The sequence below is a fragment of the Psychromonas sp. Urea-02u-13 genome (assembly GCF_002835995.1).
In the GTDB taxonomy this organism is placed as follows: domain Bacteria; phylum Pseudomonadota; class Gammaproteobacteria; order Enterobacterales; family Psychromonadaceae; genus Psychromonas.
The window spans coordinates 1-22,381 of the sequence record NZ_PJBZ01000073.1 but is presented as its reverse complement, the minus strand read 5'-3'; the positions used below and the strand labels follow the sequence as shown (position 1 = coordinate 22,381).

At 38.3% G+C, this 22,381-nt stretch carries 22 protein-coding genes; 9 read left to right on the top strand and 13 right to left on the bottom strand.

From position 1 onward, the window contains the following. Positions 1–3: 3 nt before the first annotated feature. The 4 genes from rsmA to lptD form a co-directional block, all read right to left on the bottom strand. Complete coding sequence (gene rsmA / locus CXF74_RS14585; RefSeq protein WP_101083264.1) at positions 4–822, bottom strand: 16S rRNA (adenine(1518)-N(6)/adenine(1519)-N(6))-dimethyltransferase RsmA; 819 nt, start codon at positions 820–822, stop codon at positions 4–6. A gap of 99 nt (positions 823–921) precedes the next feature. Next, positions 922–1,932 (bottom strand): 4-hydroxythreonine-4-phosphate dehydrogenase PdxA, encoded by a 1,011-nt coding sequence (pdxA, locus tag CXF74_RS14580; protein ID WP_101083263.1) that lies wholly within the window; start codon positions 1,930–1,932, stop codon positions 922–924. Between the two features lies 1 nt (position 1,933). Further along, positions 1,934–3,259 (bottom strand): peptidylprolyl isomerase SurA, encoded by a 1,326-nt coding sequence (gene surA / locus CXF74_RS14575; protein ID WP_101083262.1) that lies wholly within the window; start codon positions 3,257–3,259, stop codon positions 1,934–1,936. A gap of 10 nt (positions 3,260–3,269) precedes the next feature. Continuing rightward, positions 3,270–5,615: an LPS assembly protein LptD gene (gene lptD, locus CXF74_RS14570; RefSeq protein ID WP_101083261.1), complete on the bottom strand. Its 2,346-nt coding sequence runs from the start codon at positions 5,613–5,615 to the stop codon at positions 3,270–3,272. 201 nt (positions 5,616–5,816) lie between these two features. Between lptD and djlA the strand changes: the two genes are divergently transcribed. From djlA to dapD, 3 genes are all read left to right on the top strand, one after another. Continuing rightward, positions 5,817–6,623, top strand: a complete 807-nt coding sequence (djlA, locus tag CXF74_RS14565; protein ID WP_101083260.1) for a co-chaperone DjlA — start codon at positions 5,817–5,819, stop codon at positions 6,621–6,623. Beyond that, positions 6,620–7,156 (top strand): DUF2937 family protein, encoded by a 537-nt coding sequence (locus tag CXF74_RS14560; RefSeq protein ID WP_101083259.1) that lies wholly within the window; start codon positions 6,620–6,622, stop codon positions 7,154–7,156. Before djlA ends, CXF74_RS14560 begins: the two co-directional genes overlap by 4 nt. Before the next feature lie 86 nt (positions 7,157–7,242). Beyond that, a complete protein-coding gene (dapD, locus tag CXF74_RS14555) occupies positions 7,243–8,271 on the top strand; it encodes a 2,3,4,5-tetrahydropyridine-2,6-dicarboxylate N-succinyltransferase (RefSeq protein WP_101083258.1) in 1,029 nt (342 codons plus the stop codon). 336 nt (positions 8,272–8,607) lie between these two features. Here the strand turns inward: dapD and CXF74_RS14550 are convergent, their stop codons facing one another. Together CXF74_RS14550 and CXF74_RS14545 are read right to left on the bottom strand one after the other, a co-directional pair. Then, positions 8,608–8,907 carry a YciI family protein gene (locus tag CXF74_RS14550; RefSeq protein WP_101083257.1) on the bottom strand — a complete coding sequence of 100 codons (300 nt, stop codon included), beginning with the start codon at positions 8,905–8,907 and terminating at the stop codon, positions 8,608–8,610. Positions 8,908–8,925: 18 nt separating this feature from the next. Next, positions 8,926–9,501 (bottom strand): septation protein A, encoded by a 576-nt coding sequence (locus tag CXF74_RS14545; protein ID WP_101083256.1) that lies wholly within the window; start codon positions 9,499–9,501, stop codon positions 8,926–8,928. 706 nt (positions 9,502–10,207) lie between these two features. Here CXF74_RS14545 and brnQ point away from each other — a divergent pair. Further along, entirely contained in the window at positions 10,208–11,521 is a 1,314-nt protein-coding gene (brnQ, locus tag CXF74_RS14540; protein WP_101083255.1) for a branched-chain amino acid transport system II carrier protein, read from the top strand. A 152-nt stretch (positions 11,522–11,673) separates the two neighbouring features. Beyond that, complete coding sequence (locus CXF74_RS14535; RefSeq protein WP_101083254.1) at positions 11,674–12,837, top strand: amino acid permease; 1,164 nt, start codon at positions 11,674–11,676, stop codon at positions 12,835–12,837. A gap of 52 nt (positions 12,838–12,889) precedes the next feature. Here CXF74_RS14535 and CXF74_RS14530 read toward each other — a convergent pair whose 3' ends face one another. From CXF74_RS14530 to CXF74_RS14515, 4 genes are all read right to left on the bottom strand, one after another. Next, on the bottom strand, positions 12,890–13,627 hold the full coding sequence (locus CXF74_RS14530) for an amino acid ABC transporter ATP-binding protein (RefSeq protein WP_101083253.1): 738 nt from the start codon (positions 13,625–13,627) through the stop codon (positions 12,890–12,892). Between the two features lies 1 nt (position 13,628). Next, positions 13,629–14,300, bottom strand: coding sequence for an amino acid ABC transporter permease (locus tag CXF74_RS14525; RefSeq protein ID WP_101083252.1), 672 nt, complete (start codon positions 14,298–14,300; stop codon positions 13,629–13,631). 198 nt (positions 14,301–14,498) lie between these two features. Then, the gene (locus tag CXF74_RS14520) at positions 14,499–15,257 is read right to left on the bottom strand and encodes an amino acid ABC transporter substrate-binding protein (RefSeq protein WP_101083251.1); all 759 of its coding nucleotides are present in this window, start codon (positions 15,255–15,257) and stop codon (positions 14,499–14,501) included. A gap of 119 nt (positions 15,258–15,376) precedes the next feature. Beyond that, a complete protein-coding gene (locus CXF74_RS14515) occupies positions 15,377–15,826 on the bottom strand; it encodes a MarR family winged helix-turn-helix transcriptional regulator (RefSeq protein WP_101083250.1) in 450 nt (149 codons plus the stop codon). A gap of 101 nt (positions 15,827–15,927) precedes the next feature. On the opposite strand from CXF74_RS14515, the gene CXF74_RS22610 reads away from it, so the two are divergent. The 4 genes from CXF74_RS22610 (at position 15,928) to CXF74_RS14505 (ending at position 18,858) form a co-directional block, all read left to right on the top strand. After that, positions 15,928–16,410: a hypothetical protein gene (locus CXF74_RS22610; protein WP_232772537.1), complete on the top strand. Its 483-nt coding sequence runs from the start codon at positions 15,928–15,930 to the stop codon at positions 16,408–16,410. A gap of 71 nt (positions 16,411–16,481) precedes the next feature. Further along, the gene (locus CXF74_RS22605) at positions 16,482–16,754 is read left to right on the top strand and encodes a hypothetical protein (protein WP_232772536.1); all 273 of its coding nucleotides are present in this window, start codon (positions 16,482–16,484) and stop codon (positions 16,752–16,754) included. 60 nt (positions 16,755–16,814) lie between these two features. Beyond that, positions 16,815–17,090 carry a hypothetical protein gene (locus CXF74_RS22600; protein ID WP_232772535.1) on the top strand — a complete coding sequence of 92 codons (276 nt, stop codon included), beginning with the start codon at positions 16,815–16,817 and terminating at the stop codon, positions 17,088–17,090. A 190-nt stretch (positions 17,091–17,280) separates the two neighbouring features. After that, the gene (locus tag CXF74_RS14505) at positions 17,281–18,858 is read left to right on the top strand and encodes a BCCT family transporter (RefSeq protein WP_101083249.1); all 1,578 of its coding nucleotides are present in this window, start codon (positions 17,281–17,283) and stop codon (positions 18,856–18,858) included. A 372-nt stretch (positions 18,859–19,230) separates the two neighbouring features. Here the strand turns inward: CXF74_RS14505 and CXF74_RS14500 are convergent, their stop codons facing one another. The 3 genes from CXF74_RS14500 to CXF74_RS14490 all read right to left on the bottom strand — a co-directional run. Further along, entirely contained in the window at positions 19,231–19,947 is a 717-nt protein-coding gene (locus tag CXF74_RS14500; RefSeq protein WP_101083285.1) for a 3'-5' exonuclease, read from the bottom strand. Between the two features lie 5 nt (positions 19,948–19,952). Beyond that, positions 19,953–21,830: a DUF294 nucleotidyltransferase-like domain-containing protein gene (locus CXF74_RS14495; RefSeq protein WP_101083248.1), complete on the bottom strand. Its 1,878-nt coding sequence runs from the start codon at positions 21,828–21,830 to the stop codon at positions 19,953–19,955. 343 nt (positions 21,831–22,173) lie between these two features. Further along, positions 22,174–22,381: carbohydrate-binding protein (locus tag CXF74_RS14490; RefSeq protein ID WP_232772534.1), on the bottom strand; the 208-nt coding region annotated here is incomplete at its 5' end.

Below are 22,381 nucleotides of genomic sequence, written 5' to 3'. Positions count from 1 at the left end.
TTTTTATTCCGCTTCTTTTTCTTTTCTATCAAACACGTAATTAGCTAGGCGAACATATTCTTCAACGCTAACATTTTCTGCGCGTTTTGTATGATCAACACCCATTGCTTGTAATTCTTCTACATCAAGAATTTCACGTAAACAGTTACGAATTGTTTTACGACGTTGGTTAAAAGCCATTGAACAAACTTGGTTCAAACATTTCATGCTTTTAGCAAAAAATGGCGGTACATCATAAGGCTCTAAACGTACCACTGCAGAGTCAACTTTAGGCGCAGGAATAAAGGCGGTTGGTGGTACTTCTAACACTGGAATGACTTTACAGTAATACTGTGCCATTACCGTTAGTCGGCCATAGGCTTTACAGTCTGGACCAGCACAAAGGCGATTAACCACTTCTTTTTGTAACATGAAATGCATGTCTTTAATTTTTGTTGCAAACTCAAAAAGATGAAACATAAGTGGCGTTGAAATGTTGTATGGAAGATTACCAAATACACGTAATTGATTATCTTCACTTGCTAGTTGGCCAAAATCAAACTGCATTGCATCGGCTTGGGTGATATTCAGTTTTTCTGCAAGAGTAGGGTGCTTAGCAAGACGCTCAGCAAGATCTCTATCAAGCTCAACGACATTTAGTACCTTTACTTTACTTGCTACAGGCTCAGTTAGTGCACCTAAACCAGGTCCAATTTCTACAATATTATCATCTGGTTGTGGTGCAATAGCTGCCACAATTGAATCAATAATATAATCATCATGTAAAAAGTTTTGTCCAAAGCGTTTACGTGCGGTGTGGCCTAAATGTGTTTTGTCGTTCATAATTTACTCTATTTTAAGTGTCTATTCAGACTTTAGCGCTGAATATGTTTTGTCTGTTTATTTGTAAAAAACACCCTTATTAAGGGTATTGAATAGTGATTAATTTAGTTTGTTATGTTGGCTTATCGCCATGGTAATTGCTTCATTGACCGCACAGAGTAAACTGCCTGCATCTGCTTTACCGGTTGCGGCTAAATCAAGTGCAGTGCCATGATCAACGGAAGTTCGAATATAAGGTAGTCCAAGGGTAATATTAACCGCTTTTCCAAAACCTTTATATTTTAATACCGGAAGCCCTTGATCGTGATACATGGCTAAAACAACATCAGCATCTTCAAGGTATTTCTCTTGAAAAAGTGTATCTGCGGGTAACGGACCCATTAGGTCGATGCCCTGTAAACGCAACTTCTCAAGTGTTGGTTCAATGGTATCAATTTCTTCACGGCCCATATGACCGCCTTCACCCGCGTGCGGGTTTAATCCACAAACGTAAATACGTGGTGTGGAAATAGCATATTTAACTTGAAGCTCTTTATTTAAAATATTAATAATGCTGGTTAAACGTGTTTCTGTTATCGCATCAGAAATATCTTTTAGGGGTAAGTGTGTTGTTACAAGTGCAACACGCAACCCTGTTGTCGCTAGCATCATGACCACTAAGTCAGTATTTGATTGCTCTGCAAAAAACTCAGTATGACCACTAAAGGCAATGCCCGCCTCATTAATAATGCCTTTATGTACAGGCGCAGTAACAACAGCTGAAAACTCGCCAGACAAACAACCTTGATTTGCATAGCTTAAAGTATCAAGTACATATTGGGCATTGTTTTTATCAAGTTGTCCTGCTTTTGACGCGACCTTTAGAGCAAGGTGTTTAATCGTTAAAACACCTGTTTTATTATGCTCAACGGGTATTGTACTATCGTAATCATGTAATTGGATAGTCAGCTTTAGTTGCTGGATACGATCTAATAATAATTGTTTATCACAGCAAATAACTAAGGGTATAGACCAAGTTGTATTTGCTAACTCAAGAATAATATCAGCGCCAATACCACTCGGTTCACCCGCAGTAATAATAATAGGTCTGATGGTGTTTGTGGCGTTCATACTATTTTTCATCCATTACATAATCAGGATTATTAATCTTAATATACGCTTCTTGGCGGATCTCGTTCATCCAAGAATAAACTTCACCTGGAAAACGTTGCTTGAATAACATGCCGTATGCTTTTTGTTTCGTTGCATCTTCGGTTGTATCAGACTCGCGTTTTTCCATCACTTGTAAAATATGCCAGCCGTGCATCGTTCTAAATGGTGCGCTAATTTCACCTATTGGCATCGACAAAGAAAGGTCTCTAAACTCTGGCACATACATGCTTGGATCAGCCCAACCTAAATCACCGCCTTTCACAGCTGAACCTGGGTCCTGTGAATTTGCTTCGGCTAGTTCTGCAAATGTTTTTGTCCCTGCTAATATTTCTTCGCGGAAGTTGACCAGTAATTGCTTCGCTTTTTCATCACTTAAAATAATGTTGGACTTGATCAATATATGACGCGCTTTTACTTCTACGGTCATAATGTTCTCAGTGCCTTTTTTATCTAATATTTTAATCAGATGAAAGCCCATATCAGTGCGAAAGGGACCAATTAAATCACCTTTTTTAGTTTTTTGATCATCAAACACTTTAGCAAATAAACTCGGGATTTCATCGAGTGTACGCCATCCCCAATTACCACCCTCAAGTGATTTAGGACCCTGTGAAAACTCAACCGCTAAGGTTTGTACATTTTCACCCTGTTTGATTTTAACTGCTAACTCATCAGCTTGATCGCTCATTGCCTGTTGCTTATCGGCCGGTGCATCTTTGCCTATTTTAAGCATAATGTGTGCAAAGTTAAATTTGGTAGTTTTTTCACCTTGTTCATTAAGACGATCAACCATCTGTTCAACTTCTTGATCGGAAATATTGATACGGCGACGCACTTGCATTTGACGAATTTCATTAATGGTTAATTCATCACGAATCATATCTACGTAGGCTGCATAACTATCACCTCGGGCCTGTACCTGCTGTTTAAGCTGCGCAAGTGTTAAGCCTTCATCTTTGGCAATCTGCTGTAGTGTTTGGTCAAGCTGCGCATCATTGATACGCATACCAATACGGTCTGCAATTTGTAGCTGCAAACGGTCTGTTATCAGCTTATCAAGAATCTGTTTCTGTAGATCACCATCACTAGGCAGTGTCTGTCCTTTTTTAGCATAACGGCTAATAATATCTTTTTGCATACGTGTGATATCACTGCTTAAAATAACCTCTTGGTTAACCACTGCTTCAATTTTATCGAGTGGTTTACTTGGATCTTTTGCCATTACCGATGGCGAAATCAGAGTCGCGCAGATAAAAGGTAATAATATTTTATTCAATAGTTTCATTTTTTTTCCGTTATTGTAAATAGAATGGGCGACCATAATCGAAAAGTCCCTGTTCGCCTGAGCTAAATCCGACGCCACCCAGTCCCATAAGTTCAAATGTAATAGAAATAGTTCGTTCTGTTTCAACGTTTTCACCAGTATAATTGTCATCGAAATTAGCTAACATGTGCTCATCATAAGTTAGACCAATTGCCCAACAGCATGATTGGTATTTAAGACCAAGGATACTTTCGTAGGCTTGGTTATATTCCATATCATGATAATAACTGGCAAAGGTGGTCCACTGGTTGTTAATTGGCCAATTAACTTTTGCACCTAATTGATTTACTAGCCCTTTTGCATCGGAATACCATTCATCCTCCTCATCAGGGGTGGCAATATAACGATAGTTTATTTGTGCAAAAGTATTATATAACCAGCGCTTTTCAAAAGTAGAATTTGCACGCTTGATGATATTATTATCGGTATCCCATTCCATGCCAGCATGGAAAAAATAGTTATTTTCAAAATTCATATCAAACTCAGAAATCAATGATGAGCGAGTCTCACTAATGGCTTGAGAGCTATTTTGCGGGAGAGACGTTTTTGATGGAGATAAATAATAATTTTGACCAATCGCAAAACGCATACGTTCTTTGCCCTGGCCATTTAAAAAGCTACTTGAAATACCTAAGGTAATTTGATTTGCGTCGGCGATACGATCATAACCTGAGTAACGATTATCACGAAATAGACCATAATAGTCCTGCTGTAAACTGGTTGTATCGTAAATACCAATACCTGATTGGTCTTGGTAAGGCACGTATAAATATTGAATTTGTGGCACTAATGTTTGTTTATAGTCAGTGTCCATAAAGGCAAAGTCACGCTCAAGGTTAACCCCTGAATGCACTTTAAAAGAAGGGATGTAACGCGCGACACTTTCATCTAAATCCGAATACCAAGATTCTTTATTTGTATCAGGTAAGGTCTGCTCATAAAAACTGAGCATATATTTCAATTCGGTATTGATAAACAGTGAATTGTAATAAAGTGGTAATGAAAGTTTTGGCTCCATATGAATACGTGTGCCGGTATACACATTGCTATCGCTATGATCAAACTTAGTAATTTCAGAATAAAAGTCGAGTTGTAGACTCTTCCACTCAATGGGTTGATATGCACTAAACGCAAGTTTAGGCATTACCGTATGAGGAGTACCGCCATTACCTAATATTTGAAAAGAACGTACTTCAAGTTCACTATTCCAGTTTTCTTGTCGATAGCTTAATTTTGCCGTTTGTAACAGTTGATTATCACTTCGGTCACCGTAGGGGGTATCAATATCACTAAAGTAATAATCATCACTTACTTTGTTATAACGTGCATTGAAGTTCCAGTTTTGCGCAAAAGTAACATTATGATCCCAATGGTAAAGGTAACGATCATAGCCTCGAATTTCATCATCCGCTAAATGTTCCGCTTGCACCTTACCGCTACCCACATCAAACAAATATCGAAACTCACCCGCAATTTTTGTACCGCGGTTTTGCATATAGGTCGGGGTAATGGTCGCATCCATATTAGGCGCTATATTGATATACAGGGGTTGAGTAAATGTAAAACCATTGGTCTCAGGTATTTTATAAGTTGGAAATAACAGGCCTGTTTTACGTTTATCGGTTAATGGATAAGTCACATAGGGGAAGTAAAATACCGGTACATCTCTGATGCGTAGCACGGCGTTATAAGCACTGCCGACTTCTTCTGCATTATCGATATATAAAGTAGTGGCATCAAGTGCCCAGGTTGTATCTTCCGGTGGACAAGCGGTATAAGTTGATGAATTTAATTCATAAAGATCTAAGCCATTATCATAGATTTTATCAGCATCACCACGGCCACCGCGACCATGAAATTGATAATCAGCTTGGTATAAAGTACTTTGATCATTTTTAAGGTTAGTTTCGATATTATCCGAGTTCAGTGTCACTTCACCACTAACAAAATTAACATTACCCTCTGCTGTCGCGCGTTCGTCGTCGACAAAGTAGGTCATTTTGTCTGCCGAGAGAAATTTATCTCCCTGCTTTAAATGCACATCATCTTGGTAGATTAATTTACCTCGCGTCCCGGATAATGAAAACGCGTCAATATTGACCGGAATTTGTTCATCGGGTTGTGCATTGGTATTTGGGACCTGAGGCGGCACTTTGTTATAACACTGCCTAAAAAAGTATTCACTTGAGCGAGGCGCGATGATCTCATCTTCAGATAAGCGCTCGCGATTGGCATTTTCTTGTTGAAGGATCACCTGTTCAGCGTAACCTTTCGACAAAGGCAACAAGAGCAATAACAACGGAAGTTTTTTTAACATTAACCACTCACAAAATTTGCTTAGAAGATAGAAGGCGCTAAGCGTGAAAATGATTAAGAATATCAGCAAACAAAGCAGCGCTCCAATTTTTGCGCGTAGTTTTTGATTAATTTTTCAATTTAAGTTAAAAAATTGGTAAATTGGCGGATAGTTGGTCAAAATAGTGAAAATAATTTATTAAAAGCAAAGGTCTGAAAATTTATGCGAATTTGGGGAAAAATACTAGGTGGTTTTTTCGGTTTCATGTTTGGCCATATTTTTGGCATGTTATTAGGTATTTGGTTAGGTCATCGATTTGATCGCGCACGTGCAATAAATTTTAATGTGCAGAATGGAATTTTTGGTAACAGCACAACGAGCAAAGACAAACAGAAAATATTTTTTAATGCTACTTTTTCGGTGATGGGCCATCTTGCAAAAGCAAAAGGGCAAGTGACACAAACGGATATCCAAGTTGCAAATGCTTATATGGATCAAATGCGTTTACAAGGTGAAGCGCGTTCACAGGCACAAAGTGCTTTTGCACTTGGAAAAGAGGCTGATTTCCCACTGCAGGAAACCTTAGCTGAGTTTGCACAAATGGTGCGTGGCGATCGTAATGTGCTACAAATGTTTTTGGGCATCCAAGTACAAGTTGCATTTTCAGATGGCATTATTGACGACAAAGAAAAAACGATTCTTTATACCATCGCAGAGCAACTCGGTTTCACGCGTAATGAGCTAGACCGTTTGTTACAGATGATTGAAGGTCAGCAACATTTCCACCAAGGACAACAGCAACAACAGCAACAAGCAAGTGCCGATGATTCTTATAAAATATTAGGTGTAGACAAAAGTGCTACCGATAAAGAAGTTAAACGTGCATATCGGAAATTGATGAGTCAAAATCATCCAGATAAACTTGCTTCAAAAGGTTTGCCTGAAGAGATGATGAATCTTGCTAAAGAAAAAGCGCAGGACATCCAAAAAGCATACGAAACCCTACGTAAAGAGCGCGGTTTCAAGTGATTTTATTAGCCCTTTTACAACGTTATAGTTTAAAAGTAACATTTGCGTTAACGTTGTTAATAGGCTTGCAATTACCGCATTTTTTAAACCTCTACGAAACGCGACTTGATGCGCATTACCTCGAGTCGAAAGGGCAACTTAAGCAGTATCAAAAACTGGCTGACTTTCTCTTCGAGGGAGATCTTAATGCATTGGTTGATAAACATAAGCACAGTGATATTGCGCTTTTCAAAGCAGAAACAAAAATTATAGAGGCACTTGTTACTCGTACTGATTTTTTATATCTGCAAAAAGTTAGATTACAAGGCTCTGCATTTGAACGATTTTATTTTCTATTAACACAAATAAATCAACCGTTATTTTTGGAAACAAAAAACAATTATCAAGCCAATATTGTATTGAACAAAGAGTCGATTATTGTTGGGCTTATTATTGCGACCCTTGCTACTTTATTATTAGAGTTATTGTATCTGTTACTTCCCTTTTTGATAAAAAAAGCAAAAATGGGCCTGTCGAAAAAATCAATTAATTAGCCTGTTTTGCATTTATCGCTTTAAATCTTCGGCGACTCCATTATGATGACTGCTTTATTTTAGACTTTTAAATTGGAGCTTAATTCATGTCTACATTTGCACTTGCTTTTGGTACTGCTACGAAAAATCGCGATCAAAAAATCATCGAAGCCTTTTTCCCTAATCCTCTTTTGAATCCAAGTGAAGATCTTGTTGCTGTTGTTGGCGCACTTATTGGTTATCAAGGTGGCAATGAAACACTTGAAGTGACAGCTGAAATTGCTGAGCAACTAAGTGCTGCATTTAACGGTGCTGATGAAACTGCAAATGCAGACTTTGCGATTGCTGCGTCAAAATCAACACAGCCACTTGTATTAACTATTTTAGCTACCGATGCTGCACCAGCAACGGTTGCTGAAGGTTACTTAAAGTTACAACTTATCTCGCATCGTTTAGTACAACCACACGGTTTAGTATTAGATGGTATCTTCGGTGTGTTACATAATATCGCATGGACAAATAAAGGCGCGATCGATTTACCTGAGCTTGCTGACCGTCAAATTGAAGCACGTTTAAGCGGTGAAACTATCACCGTTGATTGTGTTGATAAATTTCCTAAAATGGTTGATTACGTTGTGCCATCAGGCATTCGTATCGCCGATACTTCACGTGTACGTTTAGGCGCACATGTAGGTCAAGGTACAACAGTAATGCACGAAGGTTTCATCAACTTCAATGCGGGCACAACAGGTGTAAGCATGGTTGAAGGCCGTATTTCTGCAGGCGTCATGGTGGGTGAAGGTTCTGATATCGGTGGTGGTGCTTCAATTATGGGCACATTAAGCGGTGGCGGCAAAATGGTCATTAAAATAGGCGAGAATAGCCTATTAGGTGCTAACGCAGGTTTAGGTATCCCACTAGGCAGCCGTTGTACTATTGAGTCTGGTTTGTATGTTACAGCCGGTTCAAAAGTGAAGATGCTAGATAATGAAGGTAACGATGCTGGTTTTGCTAAAGCACGTGAATTAGCGAATAAAGATGATTTATTGTTCCGTCGTAACTCTATGACAGGTCAAATTGAATGTCTTGCAAACAAAAGCGCTGTTGAGTTAAACAGTATGTTGCATTCAAACTAAACAAGACTTACCTCTTTGTTTTAAAAGGCTACTTTATGTAGCCTTTTTTGTTTTTATAAAACCACTATTACATTTTATGTGCTGATGTAACTCAATCGCTTTTAATCAAATAACAAGAAAGTAAATGCACAACACTCACTGCATCACTTATAGAAACTGAAAACAGTAGCAGGGGGGGACTATTTCCAGGGGAGTTTTATCTTGGCTAAGAGGGAAGTGCTTAGTGTTGATATGCTGTTATATAGCGAGCCTGTTGAAAAGCTGTCTCAAAAGGTTGTTTCTGCACAAATAAAAAGCCAGCAAAATCTGCTGGCTTTTTATTTAAGTATTATCGTTTTACGGCAATACTTTTTTGAAGGGCTTTACGATAACGGAAGCATAAACACCGGCTTCAATATACGGATCGGCATCTGCCCAGGCTTGTGCATCGCCAAGTGAAGCAAACTCTGCAATGACGGTTGAGCCGGTAAAACCAGCGTCACCTGGATCTTCACTATCAATTGCTGGATTTGGGCCTGCAACAAATAAACGACCTTGCTCATTAAGTGCTTGTAACCGTGCAACATGTGCCGGGCGAGATTGAATGCGTAACGGTAAACTGTTTTCTACATCTTGTGAAAAAATGACATATAACATGTGTTATTCCTCTTATTTTTATTCCGATTCTTTATCTGAGACTGTTTTCTCTGCTTTTTTACTTTCGGCGGGTAAATGCTTATAAAGGTATAAACCACTGAGAACAGTAAAGAGCAAGGTGATTGCTAATAAGCCAAATACTTTAAAATTAACCCAGACTTCCTGTGACATATTAAAAGCCACATACATATTTACGGCACCTAACACGATAAAGAAGAGTGCCCAGGCAAAGTTAAGATTGTTCCAAATGTGGTCTGGCAGTGTTAGCTCTTTACCTAACATTTGTTTGATGGCAGGTTTTTTGAAAACGAACTGTGTCACTAATAAACCGATGGCAAAAACACCATAAACCAGTGTGACTTTCCATTTGATGAAAGAGTCATCGTGTAAAACCAATGTTAAGGTACCAAAAATCAAGATCATACCTAGTGTGATGATCTGCATTTTTTCCGCTTTTTTACCATTTTTGAAATAACTATAAATAAACGTAATCGTCATACCTATCATTAATGCCGCCGTTGCTGCATAGATATCAACCATCTTATAAACGATAAAAAAGATCACCAGGGGAATAAATTCTAATAGTTGTTTCATGTTTTTCTCTTCTGTTTTGTAGCCAAAAGCATAAGTAAAATAAGTAAAAATCACTGTAGCATATTATCTCTAACAGATACCAGTTGAAGCGACGGATGACCGTTGTTGGTGTTAGGAATTATGATCGCGCTTAGACGCTGTAAAGTAAAATGATAGCTACGTGTCTACTTTTGACTTTTAACGATTCAAAGAATGAAAACAAAAGGTCGACTTACATCACATAGGTAATATGTTGAATTCCAATAAAGCATTCATTTAATTGTCATTGTTATATAAAAAATACACCTGTAAATTTATTTGTTTTTTAGGGATTAACAATCCACTGTGATTTTTTATGCAACAAAGGTTATTTACCGTGCATTTTAATTACTTTATATACTTGTTTTTTAATGGTTTATTCCTAATTAACATAAGGTAGAGTACATAGGTAGTTGTTTATTTTGATTTTTTAGTCACTAGGTTTGTGGTTGGTTTTTTTTTGACCTAGATCGTAAGACGATTTTTCTATTGATGAGAACTGTTACAACTTCCAATTTATGGTACAAATAGTAATTATTAACACTTAAACTAGTCGCTTTTTTAGCGAGCTAAAAAGAAAAATCGTTTTTCGCACCTAATTTTTACTTCATGGACGTAGCTATTAATATTTCAGTGCATTTATCGTTAACCTCTTTTTATTAAATACACATGCATGCAGGAATATAGAATGAAAAATAGCTTATCAAGCTTTGATATACTCGCCTTAGGATTTATGACATTTGCCTTCTTTTTAGGCGCCGGCAATATAATTTTCCCACCGTTAGCAGGTGCAATGGCTGGAGAACACTTATTACCCGCGACACTTGGATTTTTGGTTACAGCCGTTGGTCTTCCGTTAATTACTTTAATCGCAGTGGCAAAAGCGGGCGGTGGCATTGTTGATATGGCAAAAAACCTGCCAAGCAAAGTGGCTACTTTTTTTGCGCTTGCGGTGTTTATTGTTATAGGGCCAAGTTTTGCGACGCCAAGAGCCGCTTTAGTTGCCTTTGAAATATCCGTTAATCCCTTTTTAGATAATGGTGGCGCAATGAGCTTAGCTATCTTCTCGATAGTGTTTTTCCTGATCGTCGGCTATTTATCACTCTCGACCGGTAAACTATTAGATATGGTGGGTAAAATTATTACTCCTTTATTAATTATTTTATTGGCTATTTTATCTATCTCAGTTTTTATTAGTCCACTTTCTGGCCTAAGTGAAGCTGCCCCTGCTTATCTCGATAGTCCATTCACTAAAGGCTTTTTAGAAGGCTATAACACTATGGATACTCTGGGTGCGTTAGTGTTTGGCATGCTCATTATTAATGTCATTAAATCAAAAGGCATTGAAGACAAAAAAGTACAGTATAAGTACCTAACGATGGCAGGATGTATTGCCGCTATCGGATTAACTTTTGTTTATGTTTCTCTTTTCTATTTAGGCGCAACTAGCCATGGTAGTGCGGCTAGTCTAAGTAATGGTGGAGAAATCATTGCTGTTTACGTACAAGCGCTATTTAATACGCCTGGTTTAATTCTATTAGCATTAGTGGTTGCTTTAGCATGTTTAACGACTGCGGTAGGCCTAGTGAGTGCGATGTCTGATTTTTTAACCAAACTCAAACCAACATGGAATAGAAAATTACTGGTTATTGTCAACTGTGCATTATGTGCATTGGTTACAAACGTGGGCTTAAATGAATTAATTAGTCTTTCAATTCCTGTTCTATACGTTATATATCCTATTGCGATTGCACTGGTTGCGCTGACATTGCTTGATAGCTTTATCAGTAATAAAAAGCTCAGTTATCGTTTTGTTATGAGTATCGCACTCTTTTTTGGTCTTTTAGATGGAATAAAAGCAAGCGGTATTAATATGCAGAGCTTTGAGTTTTTACCTCTCTTTGATCAAGGCATGGCATGGGCGTTACCGACGGTCGCCGCTATTATTATCGCTATTTTTATTTTTAAAGATAATACCGATAAAATAAACCAACCCGCATAACTTCTGTTATTAGAGTAAGTCAATTTTAAGGGCTTACTCTCTTTCTTATTATCCTCTGAATGGATTCAGCTATAGCCGTTATCTTAATGATTTAACGGCTCTTATTTGTTGCTCTCTTGGCATGAAGCCGAGTGAGTATGTAAGGTAGATTTGTGAATTTAAAACTTCTTGGTGGTATGTTATTAATTGCAGGTACAGCACTAGGTGCGGGTATGCTTGCAATTCCAATGGTATTGGCGAAATTTGGTGTGCTTTGGGGCTCGCTGTTAATGGTCGCTATCTGGCTTGGTACTACTTATGCCGCATTGCTTTTGTTAGAGGCGACGCTACGTAGTGGCGGTGGTATAGGCATGAATAGTATTGCCCAAAAAACCTTAGGTAAGCAAGGGCAGATCATCACCAATGGCCTGTTATATTGTTTGGTAACGTGTTTGATGATTGCTTATATTGTTAGCGCCGGAGACTTACTTCAGCAATTGATTAACAAACTAGGTTGGCAATTGAGTCTAATACAAAGCCAGCTACTGTTTACTGTGTGTATTGGCGCTTTTGTTGCGCAGGGCACGGCAAGCGTTGATAAACTTAATCGTTTATTATTCTTTGCGATGTTAATTGCGCTGATAGTGACACTCGCTTACCTTTTGCCAAACATTGATATGAATAATTTTCAGCAACAAGAAAGTGCTAATAAAGTTGATTTAATCAAACATAGTGCAGTACTGTTTACCAGTTTTGGTTTCATGGTGGTTGTGCCTTCAGTGGTTAAATATAACAGCGAAGCGACTCACAAACAGTTGCGTAATATGGTGGTGTTTGGCTCTACGTTGCCACTATTTTGTTATCTATTATGGTTGGTTGCAGTCGTGGGTAATTTACCGGCTGAGCAGCTAGTAAGTTTTGCTAATGTATCTGAGTTGATCGCAACACTGAGCCTGCAATATCCAAACCTAGGGTCTGTTTTATCTCTTTTCACGGGTCTTGCATTAGTGACTTCTTTCTTAGGTGTCGCAATGTCGTTGTTTGATCAAAATCGCGACCTGTTTAAGAGTAATAAATTAGTCACTTTCTTAATCACTTTCATGTTGCCTCTACTGGGTGCGATTATTGCAAAAGAGCAGTTTATTGGGGTATTAGGCTATGCGGGTATTATTCTGGTTTTCCTGGCGATATTTATCCCAATGGCGATGGTAATGAAAGTACGCTCTGATGACTTTGAACAAGTTAATGAAAGTTATTACCAAGTTGCCGGTGGCAAGTCTGCTTTAGTTGCTTGTTTGTTTTTTGGTGGGTTCTTGCTGGTATCACAGGTAATTTAATGATTGAGCTGATGCACTCTGTGCATCAGCAATGCTCAAGCAAAAGGCCTATTTAACGCTTTAGGGCTCTTTTAACAAATGCTTGGGTACGTTTGTGTTGCGGGTGTTCAAAGATCTGCTCAGGTGTGCCTTGCTCAACAATATAACCCCCTTCCATGAAAATGACTCTATCTGCGACTTCTTTGGCAAACTGCATTTCATGAGTAACAACTATCATGGTTTGTTTCTCAAGGGCTAATTGCTTCATCACTGCGAGTACTTCTTCAACCCATTCTGGATCAAGTGCAGAGGTGGGTTCATCAAATAAAATCACTTCACCTTTTGCTGCCATCGCACGTGCGATACCAACACGCTGTTGTTGACCGCCTGAGAGTTGCGATGGATAGAAATTTAACTTATCTTCTAATCCTACTTTTATTAAAATATTTTTAGCGGTTTCTTGAGCTTCATTACGTGTTGTTTTCCACACGGTAATTAAACTTTCAGCGACGTTTTCAATAGCCGTTTTATTTGCAAACAAAGAATAGTTTTGAAATACAAAACTACTTTGCTTACGCAGTTGCGTTATCTGTTTGTTATTGTGTTTTTTGGCATCAACACAAATCTCACCTATTTCAACGCTACCTGAGGTTGGCGCTTCTAGGTAGTTTAAACAACGTAATAAGGTTGATTTACCGGTACCAGATGGGCCAATAATAACCACAATCTCGCCTTTATTAACCTCGAAGCTAATCTCTTTTAATACCGCTAGATCATCAAAGCTTTTACTTAGATTGGTTACTTTAATCATGTTAATAAGCCTTATTTAGTCTTTTTTCTAAAAGATGCTGTATGCGGGTGAAAAATAATACCACCACCCAGTAGACAAGGGCGACGGCTAAAAAGCTTTCAAAAAATTTGAAACTAGAAGAAGCTTCCATTTGTGCTTTTGCCATTATTTCAGCCACACCTAGTGTGAATGCTAAAGAAGTACTTTTTATCATATCGATAAAATAGTTCATTAAAGAGGGCGTTGCGACACGGGCTGCCTGAGGCAATATAATACGTTTCATCGCCTGCAAACGGGTCATGCCAATACTTAAACAGGCTTCCATTTGTGATTTATCAATGCCTAAAATGGCAGCACGTATGCTTTCCGCCATATAAGCAGAAAAATGCAGTGAAAGGCCGATAATAGCAGCAGTGAAAGCATCCATACCAATAAAAATAGGCATAAATTGGGGTAACCCGTAATACAGTATAAATAGCTGCACTAACAAAGGCGTGCCACGGAAAAACGAAATGAATAGGGCTGCAAGATGTTGAATAAAGGTGACTTTAAAAACACGTATGAGTGCGAGGGAGAGAGACAAAATTAAGGCGAACAAAAAACCCCAAAGTGCCATTTCCATGGTAACACCGAGATATTTTATTAATATTGGCATTAATTCGATTATGTACTGCAGGTCAAACGAGCTTTGCATGATAAAAATGCCATCCTAAATCGTTAATCATTTGGCTAGTGCATAAACGAATGCATTCAGTAGCTGATCATCGTATTTATAGTTATATTTATAAAAAGTAAAAAACGGAATTTACCATTTACTGGGTGAAAATGGTATAAGGTTTTAGAGAAATTCTGCCTAACAGGGCGTAGGCAGAGAATTTAGCGGTGCTAAAATTTATTGTGTGATGTCAGTACCAAACCATTTGTTTGAAATTTCAGCAAGTTTACCGTCTGCTCTCATTTCTGCTAATGCTTTGTTTACTTGATCACGAATAACAATCTGTGATGGCTTGTTTAAAAATGGCATTGCATTTTCAATCTTTTCAAAAGGCTGACCTGCTAGTTGTAGCGGTAAACCAGATTTTTTAATCAACTGTGAAGACGAAACTCTGTCCATTACAAATGCATCCATACGGCCAAGCGCAACATCTTGCTCTAAACCAGAATCATAAGTAACAATGTTGATTTCATTTTTAGTATCTACTCTACGTAATACTTGTTCGAAGTTACTGCCTAAATTAACCGCTACTTTTTTACCTTTAAGATCTTCGATACCGTTAATATCATCACGCCCTTTACGTACAACCACTTGCACACCATCAATAACATAAGGTGTTGTGAATGCAAATTTAGCTAAGCGTGCTTCGGTGATGGTAATTTGGTTAGAGATAGTATCAATATGGCCCGCTTCTAACATACCAAAAAGACCAGAGAAGTTTGATGTTGTAAATTCTACTTTATAGTCTGAACGTGCTGCAATTTCATTCCAAATATCAACTTCAAAACCTTGTAGTTTATCTTGCTTTGAAAAAGTGAATGGGAAATAGCGACCAGACATACCTACTTTTACTGTTTCTTGAGCAAAGGCCGGTACCGTTAATAAGCTTGCCATTGCTGTGAAAGCAATAAGTGATTTTTTTAAAAAATTAGTCATGGTATTCCTACTAGTTGAATGATTGTATTTGAATTGACTATTATAGCTAAACTAGATTTTCTGTCTGTGGAATATCTTAAAATTAAAAATTTTTTAGTTTTAAGATATTCCATATTTGTCTATAAACGATGGTTATCTAACCAATGCATCAATTTCTCATTATGCTCGGCGAATTGTGTTAACTGATCATCTTGCCAATCTGCAAAACAAAGGCGGATATCTGGCTGGAGCTTTTCCATTGTTTCGGCGCATAAATTTAAACCTTGTTGGGTAATTAACAGATGTCGTTTACGTTTATCAAACGCATCTGTTGTCGCACTTAATGCAGATTTATCAATTAAATTGGCCACTAACTTGGTGATGCCTGGCTGATTCATTTCCATGACTTGTGCTAATTCAGAAACTGTCCAACTGCGTGTTGGTTGATGGCTAAAGTGGTTAATAATGCCAAATTCAGAAGTAGTAAGTGCTAACTTTTTAAATAACTCATTACTGCGAGTGGTCATTAATTGTTGAATAATGCCCTGCAGAATAATAATACGTGTTTCATTTTCTTCACGAGAACTCATGATTTTCCTAAAAGAGTGTTGACTTACATTCCAAGGAATACACATTGCATTCCTTGGAATGTATATTTTAAATGTTATTCACATAAAAAAGGGAGTGTTTTATGGATCGTCGTCGCTTTATTCGTGTCGTAGGACTTGGGGTAGCCACTGCTACATTATCGAGTACATTAAGTGGTTGTTCAGCAGAGGTTGAGAAAGTCGATTATGGCTGGAGTGGACCAAGTAGTGAGGCGTCTGATATTCGTTTAACATTATTGGCGTATGCGATTCTGGCGCCTAATCCACATAACAAACAACCCTGGTTAATTAAATTTAACGATCAAAACAGCATGGATCTTTTTGTTGACCAAACACGTTTGTTACCGGAAACGGACCCAATCGCCAGACAAATTCATATTGGCCAGGGTTGCTTCTTAGAGAACTTAAGCATTGCAGCGAGTCACTATGGTTATCAAGCTGAGATTGAGTATTTTCCGCTCGGCGAATACAGCAATACTGTCATAGAAAATAAACCGGTAGCGAGAATCCTATTAACCCAAAGTGCGTTGGTACAAGAAGACCCATTATTTATAAGCAACTCTTAAAACGCCAATCGAATAAACGCGAATATGATAATAGTCGTTTAACTATTGATCAAAAATCACAGCTTACTCACTTGCCTTTAATCGCTAATAGCCAGTTAACGATTATTGACTCTGAAAAAAATAATCATTATTTACAACAAATGCTACCAGAGGCAATACGTATTGAAGGGGAAAGCAAACAGCGTGATTTAGAAACCATCAAAATGTTCCGTTTTAATGATCAAGAAGTACAACAATATCGTGATGGTTTTGGCCTTGAGCATTCAGGCATGACTGGGTTGAAAAAGATGTTTGTGGAAACCTTTATATTAGATCGAAAATCAACAGAAAAAGATTCAACATAATTTGCTCAGCAGAGTATTGATATCACCCGATCAACAAGCCAATCAACCAGTACTTTTGCTTTGTTAACGACAAAAGGAAACAGCCGTTTACAGCAGGTTAAAGCGGGAAGGGACTATTGCCGTTTGAATTTAACCACCACAGCGATGGGTCTTGCACAGCATCCAATGAGGCAAGTATTGCAAGAGTACAGCGACATGCAAAACCTACAAAAACAGTTCAAAGATCATTTCAACATTGACTCGCAACAGACAGTGCAGATGTTGGTACGCTTAGGAAAAGCAGATAAAACGGCGCATACACCGAGGCGTTTAATAAGTAATTTATTGATAACTTAGTCTATTTATGAGGTATAAACGCAGATTTTGCTGTTATAAATGACAAGGAAACGGCTTCTGTCACACAGTCGTGCTATTGTTAGCGACCTATATTTAACGCACATTCTATTACAAATACCAATGTTATTGTTTGTGGGCAGTGAATATAGGCAAATACACTAATGGAGCAGGGTGCTCTTAACGAGGATGAATGAGTTTAAATAAAGATAAATACAGTATCGATAATACCGATTACACGATTGGGCAGGATAATGTTAAAAAATGGGGGTTTGATGTACATAATCCAGTATTTGGAATAAGTGCGGGTTTAGTTTGCCTATTTTTAATTGTTATTTTAGTGCTTGATCCTGCTACATCGAAAGGCTTTTTAGATGGCCTTAAGTGGAAAATCATAGGTACATTTGACGGCCTATTTATGTGGTCTGCTAACATATTTGTTATTTTCTGTTTGGCATTAGTGGTATCGCCTTACGGAAAGATTCGCCTTGGTGGTGATGACGCAAAATCTGATTATTCAACCATGTCATGGATAGCGATGTTATTTGCTGCTGGTATGGGTATTGGTCTGATGTTTTGGGGTGTTGCCGAACCTGTTGCTTATTACACGGGTTGGTATGAAACACCACTCAATGTGATGCCGAATACACCAGAGGCTGCTAAACTTGCCTTAGGTGCGACTATGTATCACTGGGGTTTACACCCATGGGCAATTTATGGCGTAGTGGCTTTGTCATTAGCTTTCTTTTCGTATAACAAAGGTTTACCTTTGTCTATGCGTTCTATTTTTTACCCGATTTTAGGCGATAGAGCATGGGGTTGGGCGGGGCACATTGTTGATATTCTTGCTGTATTAGCGACACTGTTTGGTTTAGCAACTTCATTGGGTCTTGGCGCGCAACAAGCCGCTAGTGGTATCCAACATGTCTTTGGCATTGAAGCTGATCTTACTTTACAAATTGCCGTTATTGCTGGTGTTACCTTGTTAGCCATTGTTTCAGTGGTACGTGGTATTGAAGGTGGCGTTAAGGTGATTAGTAACGTCAATATGCTGATTGCACTAGTGCTAGTTGTATTTACTGCATTAGTGACCTTTGCTGTTTCTATGGGCACTATCCCTATGACAGTGATGGGCTATATTGAAAACATTATTCCATTGAGTAATCCACATGGTCGTGCAGATGAAGCTTGGATGCATGGTTGGACGGTATTTTTCTGGGCATGGTGGATTTCATGGTCTCCTTTTGTAGGTATGTTTATCGCACGTATTTCTCGTGGTCGTACGGTACGTGAATTTATTACTGCAGTATTAATTATCCCCACTTCTGTGACTATCTTATGGATGTCTGTATTTGGTGGTGTTGCGATTGATCAAGTAGCTAATAATATTGGCGCGTTAGGCAATGAAGGCCTGAAAGACGTTACACTTGCGATGTTCCAAATGTTTGATGCTTTACCAATGGGTAATATTTTATCAATGATTGCGATCGTATTAGTGTTGGTATTCTTTATTACCTCTTCTGATTCTGGTTCGCTAGTGATAGATAGTATTACTGCTGGCGGTAAAGTTGACGCACCTATTCCACAGCGTATATTTTGGGCTACGGTTGAAGGTTCAATCGCTGCTGCTTTACTTTGGATTGGTGGTACGGAAGCGATTCAAGCTTTACAGGCGGGTGCTATTTCAATGGCTTTACCATTCACGATTATTTTGTTAATCATGTGTGTTAGTTTATTGATGGGTATGCATACAGAGCCACGTAAAAAATAATACCAAGTGCATTAAATATGTGGTCTTGTATTGCGCAGGAAAAATGAGTGCTATCAAGGCATGAGTTGCAGGAAGTAGTTATTCTACTTTCACAAAATCGTATGGAATGATTTTGAACAGCTTCAGCTGGCCACAACGTGGTGAAGAACAGGACGTTCTGAATAAAATTCATAACGTAGATAGCGCTCGTTTTAACCAGCAAGGCTGATCACAAATTAAATGCGGTTAGTATGATATAGATGAAAGATTTAAAAAGCCGATAGGATTTATTCTATCGGCTTTTTTTATACCTGCTTATTAATGCTTGTTTATTAATAAGCAGACTCAAATAGTAAAGCAGGCTGCTTAAATCAGCTAAGGTTACTTAAGTGTTTATAACCACAATTTTTTAATGGCGGTCTCAGGGCTAAAGTGATATTTAATTTGTGCCTGTAACAACTCAGCGGTTGCAATGGCATCCGTCAAAGCATCATGAGGGGGATAAGTTGGCAGATTATAACGTGACCGACTTTTTGCTAAACGAATGGATTGAGTCGGTTTGGGTTTAAACCAATTAGTAATACCTTGGCGTTTTTTGTGTTGCAGATCTGCTTCAATTTGCATGGTATCAACCATAGGGAAAATAATACCCTCTTTGAATAATGCGCGTAAATTGCTGTCTAAAAAATCTCGTTCAATAAGACGATAATGCACAACCACTACTTTACCCGCGAGTTCATCTAAAAGTTGTTCTAATACATGTAATAAATCAGGTGCTTTGTTAAGGTCTGAATGCGTAATACCATGAATGACGATAGAATCTTCTTTTAAATTATCCTGTGGGTCGATATACCAGGATTTTGCTTTTCGGCAAAATATACGCTGTAAATTAAAATGCACTAAGCCAATACTAATAATGCTGTTTTTGCTTGCATCTAATCCGGTGGTCTCAAAGTCTAGTGCAACAAATTCGATATCACTAAGCTTTGTTTCATCATGGTAAGTGCCTCTATCATAAAAATTTTGTAAGCGGCTATCTTTGCTCAGTTGAGATTTCATTTGCAGGAAAGCCTGCCAATTTAGTATCTCTCTGTTGGTGAAGTTAGGCATACTCATTACAGCATATTCGCGTTATAACGGTATTTTAAGAAACTTTGCGCACTGCTTAATACTAAAAAAGCATCTTTTAGGTTACGTCGCTCAAAGTCAGACATATTTTCAGGTTCAATATTATTATCAGGCTCTCTATCAAACTCAATATCGAGTGCTTGATGTCGCAGGCGAACCAGTGAAATAAGCTCCATTGCATGTAACAAATCTTGCCCTTTTGATTTTGGTAAAATACCAGCTTCAATAATATCTTCTAAGCGTTGAAATGAGTTTTGTGATTGTGAACCAATAGCAAGTGCATGTATGCGTATCAGATCTGCTAGCGGTGCGGTACCACGGCGTTTCAAGTTAATAGAATTATTATGGCGACCATCTTTCTCCATCACAAAGTCTTTAAAGAAACCCAGTGGCGGTTTTCTATTCAGTGCGTTACGCGCTAAACAGGCTAAAAATCGATTGTTCTTTTTCGCTCGGCGTAGAATAAAGGCATTTAATTGCTCCGCCCATTTAGCGCGCCCATAGACACCGGTCAGGTCAAAAAATATCGAGCAGTTCAACAGTGCTTGTGGGTTAGGATCATCTATCCAATCAGCAAAACAATCTTCCCATTGTGCCTGTGTTTTTCGCCACTCTGGGTTAGTTGCCATAATATCGCCAGTACAATAACTGTAACCACAGGCAGCTAATCCATCACAAACAAATTTGGATAATTTAATAAAATATTCGCCATGCAGCGCTTCATCATAACTATTGTCGAGAATGATGGCATTGTCTTGGTCTGTGACAATCAGCTGCTCATCACGTGCCATAGAGCCTAATGCTAAGAAGCAGTAAGGAATAGGGGGATCTCCGAGTTCCAGCTCTGCTAATTCAAGTAAACGTTGTTTAAAGCTACGGCCTATTTCGGACATAGCACGACCCACCATATGTGAATTGGCGTCTTCGTTAACCATACGAATAAAACAGTCTTTTAATTGCGTTGATAGTAACGCTAAGTCTTCCGGGCTTTGTTGCTGAAATATTCCACTTACAAATAACAAACTATTTTGTGATTCGTAACGAATAATATCGCCAACTTCAATTAATCCGATAGGTTGTTTGTTTTTAAGGATGGGTAAATGGTGTACGTTGAAGCGTAACATCAGCAACATCGCTTCAAAAATATAGGCGTTATGATCTAACGAAATTAATTCCGTTGACATCACCTCAGACACAGGAGTATCAACACTGAGTCCGGCTGCGATAACTTTAGCGCAGAGGTCTTTTTCAGTCACAATACCAACAAAGCTATTACCTTGATCATCGGTTAATTCAGGATCGTTAATTAATGCCGCAGATATATTCTCTTCCGCCATCTTCTGAGCGACGGCCTGAATCGTACTATGGGTTGGCATGATCACGACATCTCTGCTAATTAGTGTTTTAACTTTTGATGTGGTGAGTGAGTTAGCATCGTTATTATTGTTTTCAACGGCCTGTTTTAATCGAGTGCTATCTTCTACTTCAACAAAATCAGCAAAGGCTTCATAACGGTCACAAAAACGGTGGAATATCTCTTCAGGCATACAATATAAAAGTGTGTCTTTTAATGATTTAGCCGGAAATCGCACTTTATTACTTGTCAGCAAGCCCATTTGACCAAAGAGTTTTCCTTGATCTAGGCGATTGTAGAGATCTCCATTACGACGGTATACCTCAACAATGCCACTGCGCACCATATACAATTCATTAATTTTTGCATTAACTTCAATGATCGTGCTTTCCGCTCGAAAATAAGATATTTCAATGCTTTGGGTTATCTCCACCAAGGCATCTTCAGGTAGTTTGTCAAACGGGGGATATTGACGAATAAAGTCTTGAATTTCTAACAGTTCAACTTCCATTATGTACCTAGCTTAGACAGTGATTGTGAGGGAGATATTATACGTGAGTATAAGCACCAAACATTTTAAATAAAATTTACATGATACAAAATAGTAAAGCTATCGCTACATTGTAAATAATATTAAAAATTAAAGTTTTTATTCAATGAGTTGTATTATTTTAGCAGATCTTTTGTATTAGACTAATGGGGTTATATTTATAGTGAAGATGACGATTAAACATAAATACTGTTCTTTTGCTCACTCTTATCCATGTACTCATATCATTATTGTTTTTTAGCCAATAAAAAAGGGATGCCGTAGCATCCCTTAGTATGGTTAGTTTATAGAAATAGGCTTGTGCTTATTTCCATACACCCCATTCGCCAGTTGTACCTGGCTCTTGACCCTTAGTCCACCAACCTGCAGTGTAAGTAACACCGTTTACTGTCGCAGTATCACCTGTGTTGTAAACTGTTTCTGCGTTCCAAGTTGTATCACCAACGACTGGCGTAGGTGTTACTACTGGAGTAGGCGTCACTACTGGAGTAGGTGTCACTACTGGCGTAGGC

Coding starts and splice junctions, on each gene's coding strand:
- rsmA (WP_101083264.1), bottom strand. CDS start 822: ATGAACGACAAAACACATTTAGGCCACACCGCACGTAAACGCTTTGGA.
- pdxA (WP_101083263.1), bottom strand. CDS start 1,932: ATGAACGCCACAAACACCATCAGACCTATTATTATTACTGCGGGTGAA.
- surA (WP_101083262.1), bottom strand. CDS start 3,259: ATGAAACTATTGAATAAAATATTATTACCTTTTATCTGCGCGACTCTG.
- lptD (WP_101083261.1), bottom strand. CDS start 5,615: ATGTTAAAAAAACTTCCGTTGTTATTGCTCTTGTTGCCTTTGTCGAAA.
- djlA (WP_101083260.1), top strand. CDS start 5,817: ATGCGAATTTGGGGAAAAATACTAGGTGGTTTTTTCGGTTTCATGTTT.
- dapD (WP_101083258.1), top strand. CDS start 7,243: ATGTCTACATTTGCACTTGCTTTTGGTACTGCTACGAAAAATCGCGAT.
- CXF74_RS14550 (WP_101083257.1), bottom strand. CDS start 8,907: ATGTTATATGTCATTTTTTCACAAGATGTAGAAAACAGTTTACCGTTA.
- CXF74_RS14545 (WP_101083256.1), bottom strand. CDS start 9,501: ATGAAACAACTATTAGAATTTATTCCCCTGGTGATCTTTTTTATCGTT.
- brnQ (WP_101083255.1), top strand. CDS start 10,208: ATGAAAAATAGCTTATCAAGCTTTGATATACTCGCCTTAGGATTTATG.
- CXF74_RS14530 (WP_101083253.1), bottom strand. CDS start 13,627: ATGATTAAAGTAACCAATCTAAGTAAAAGCTTTGATGATCTAGCGGTA.
- CXF74_RS14525 (WP_101083252.1), bottom strand. CDS start 14,300: ATGCAAAGCTCGTTTGACCTGCAGTACATAATCGAATTAATGCCAATA.
- CXF74_RS14520 (WP_101083251.1), bottom strand. CDS start 15,257: ATGACTAATTTTTTAAAAAAATCACTTATTGCTTTCACAGCAATGGCA.
- CXF74_RS14515 (WP_101083250.1), bottom strand. CDS start 15,826: ATGAGTTCTCGTGAAGAAAATGAAACACGTATTATTATTCTGCAGGGC.
- CXF74_RS22610 (WP_232772537.1), top strand. CDS start 15,928: ATGGATCGTCGTCGCTTTATTCGTGTCGTAGGACTTGGGGTAGCCACT.
- CXF74_RS14505 (WP_101083249.1), top strand. CDS start 17,281: ATGAGTTTAAATAAAGATAAATACAGTATCGATAATACCGATTACACG.
- CXF74_RS14500 (WP_101083285.1), bottom strand. CDS start 19,947: ATGCCTAACTTCACCAACAGAGAGATACTAAATTGGCAGGCTTTCCTG.
- CXF74_RS14495 (WP_101083248.1), bottom strand. CDS start 21,830: ATGGAAGTTGAACTGTTAGAAATTCAAGACTTTATTCGTCAATATCCC.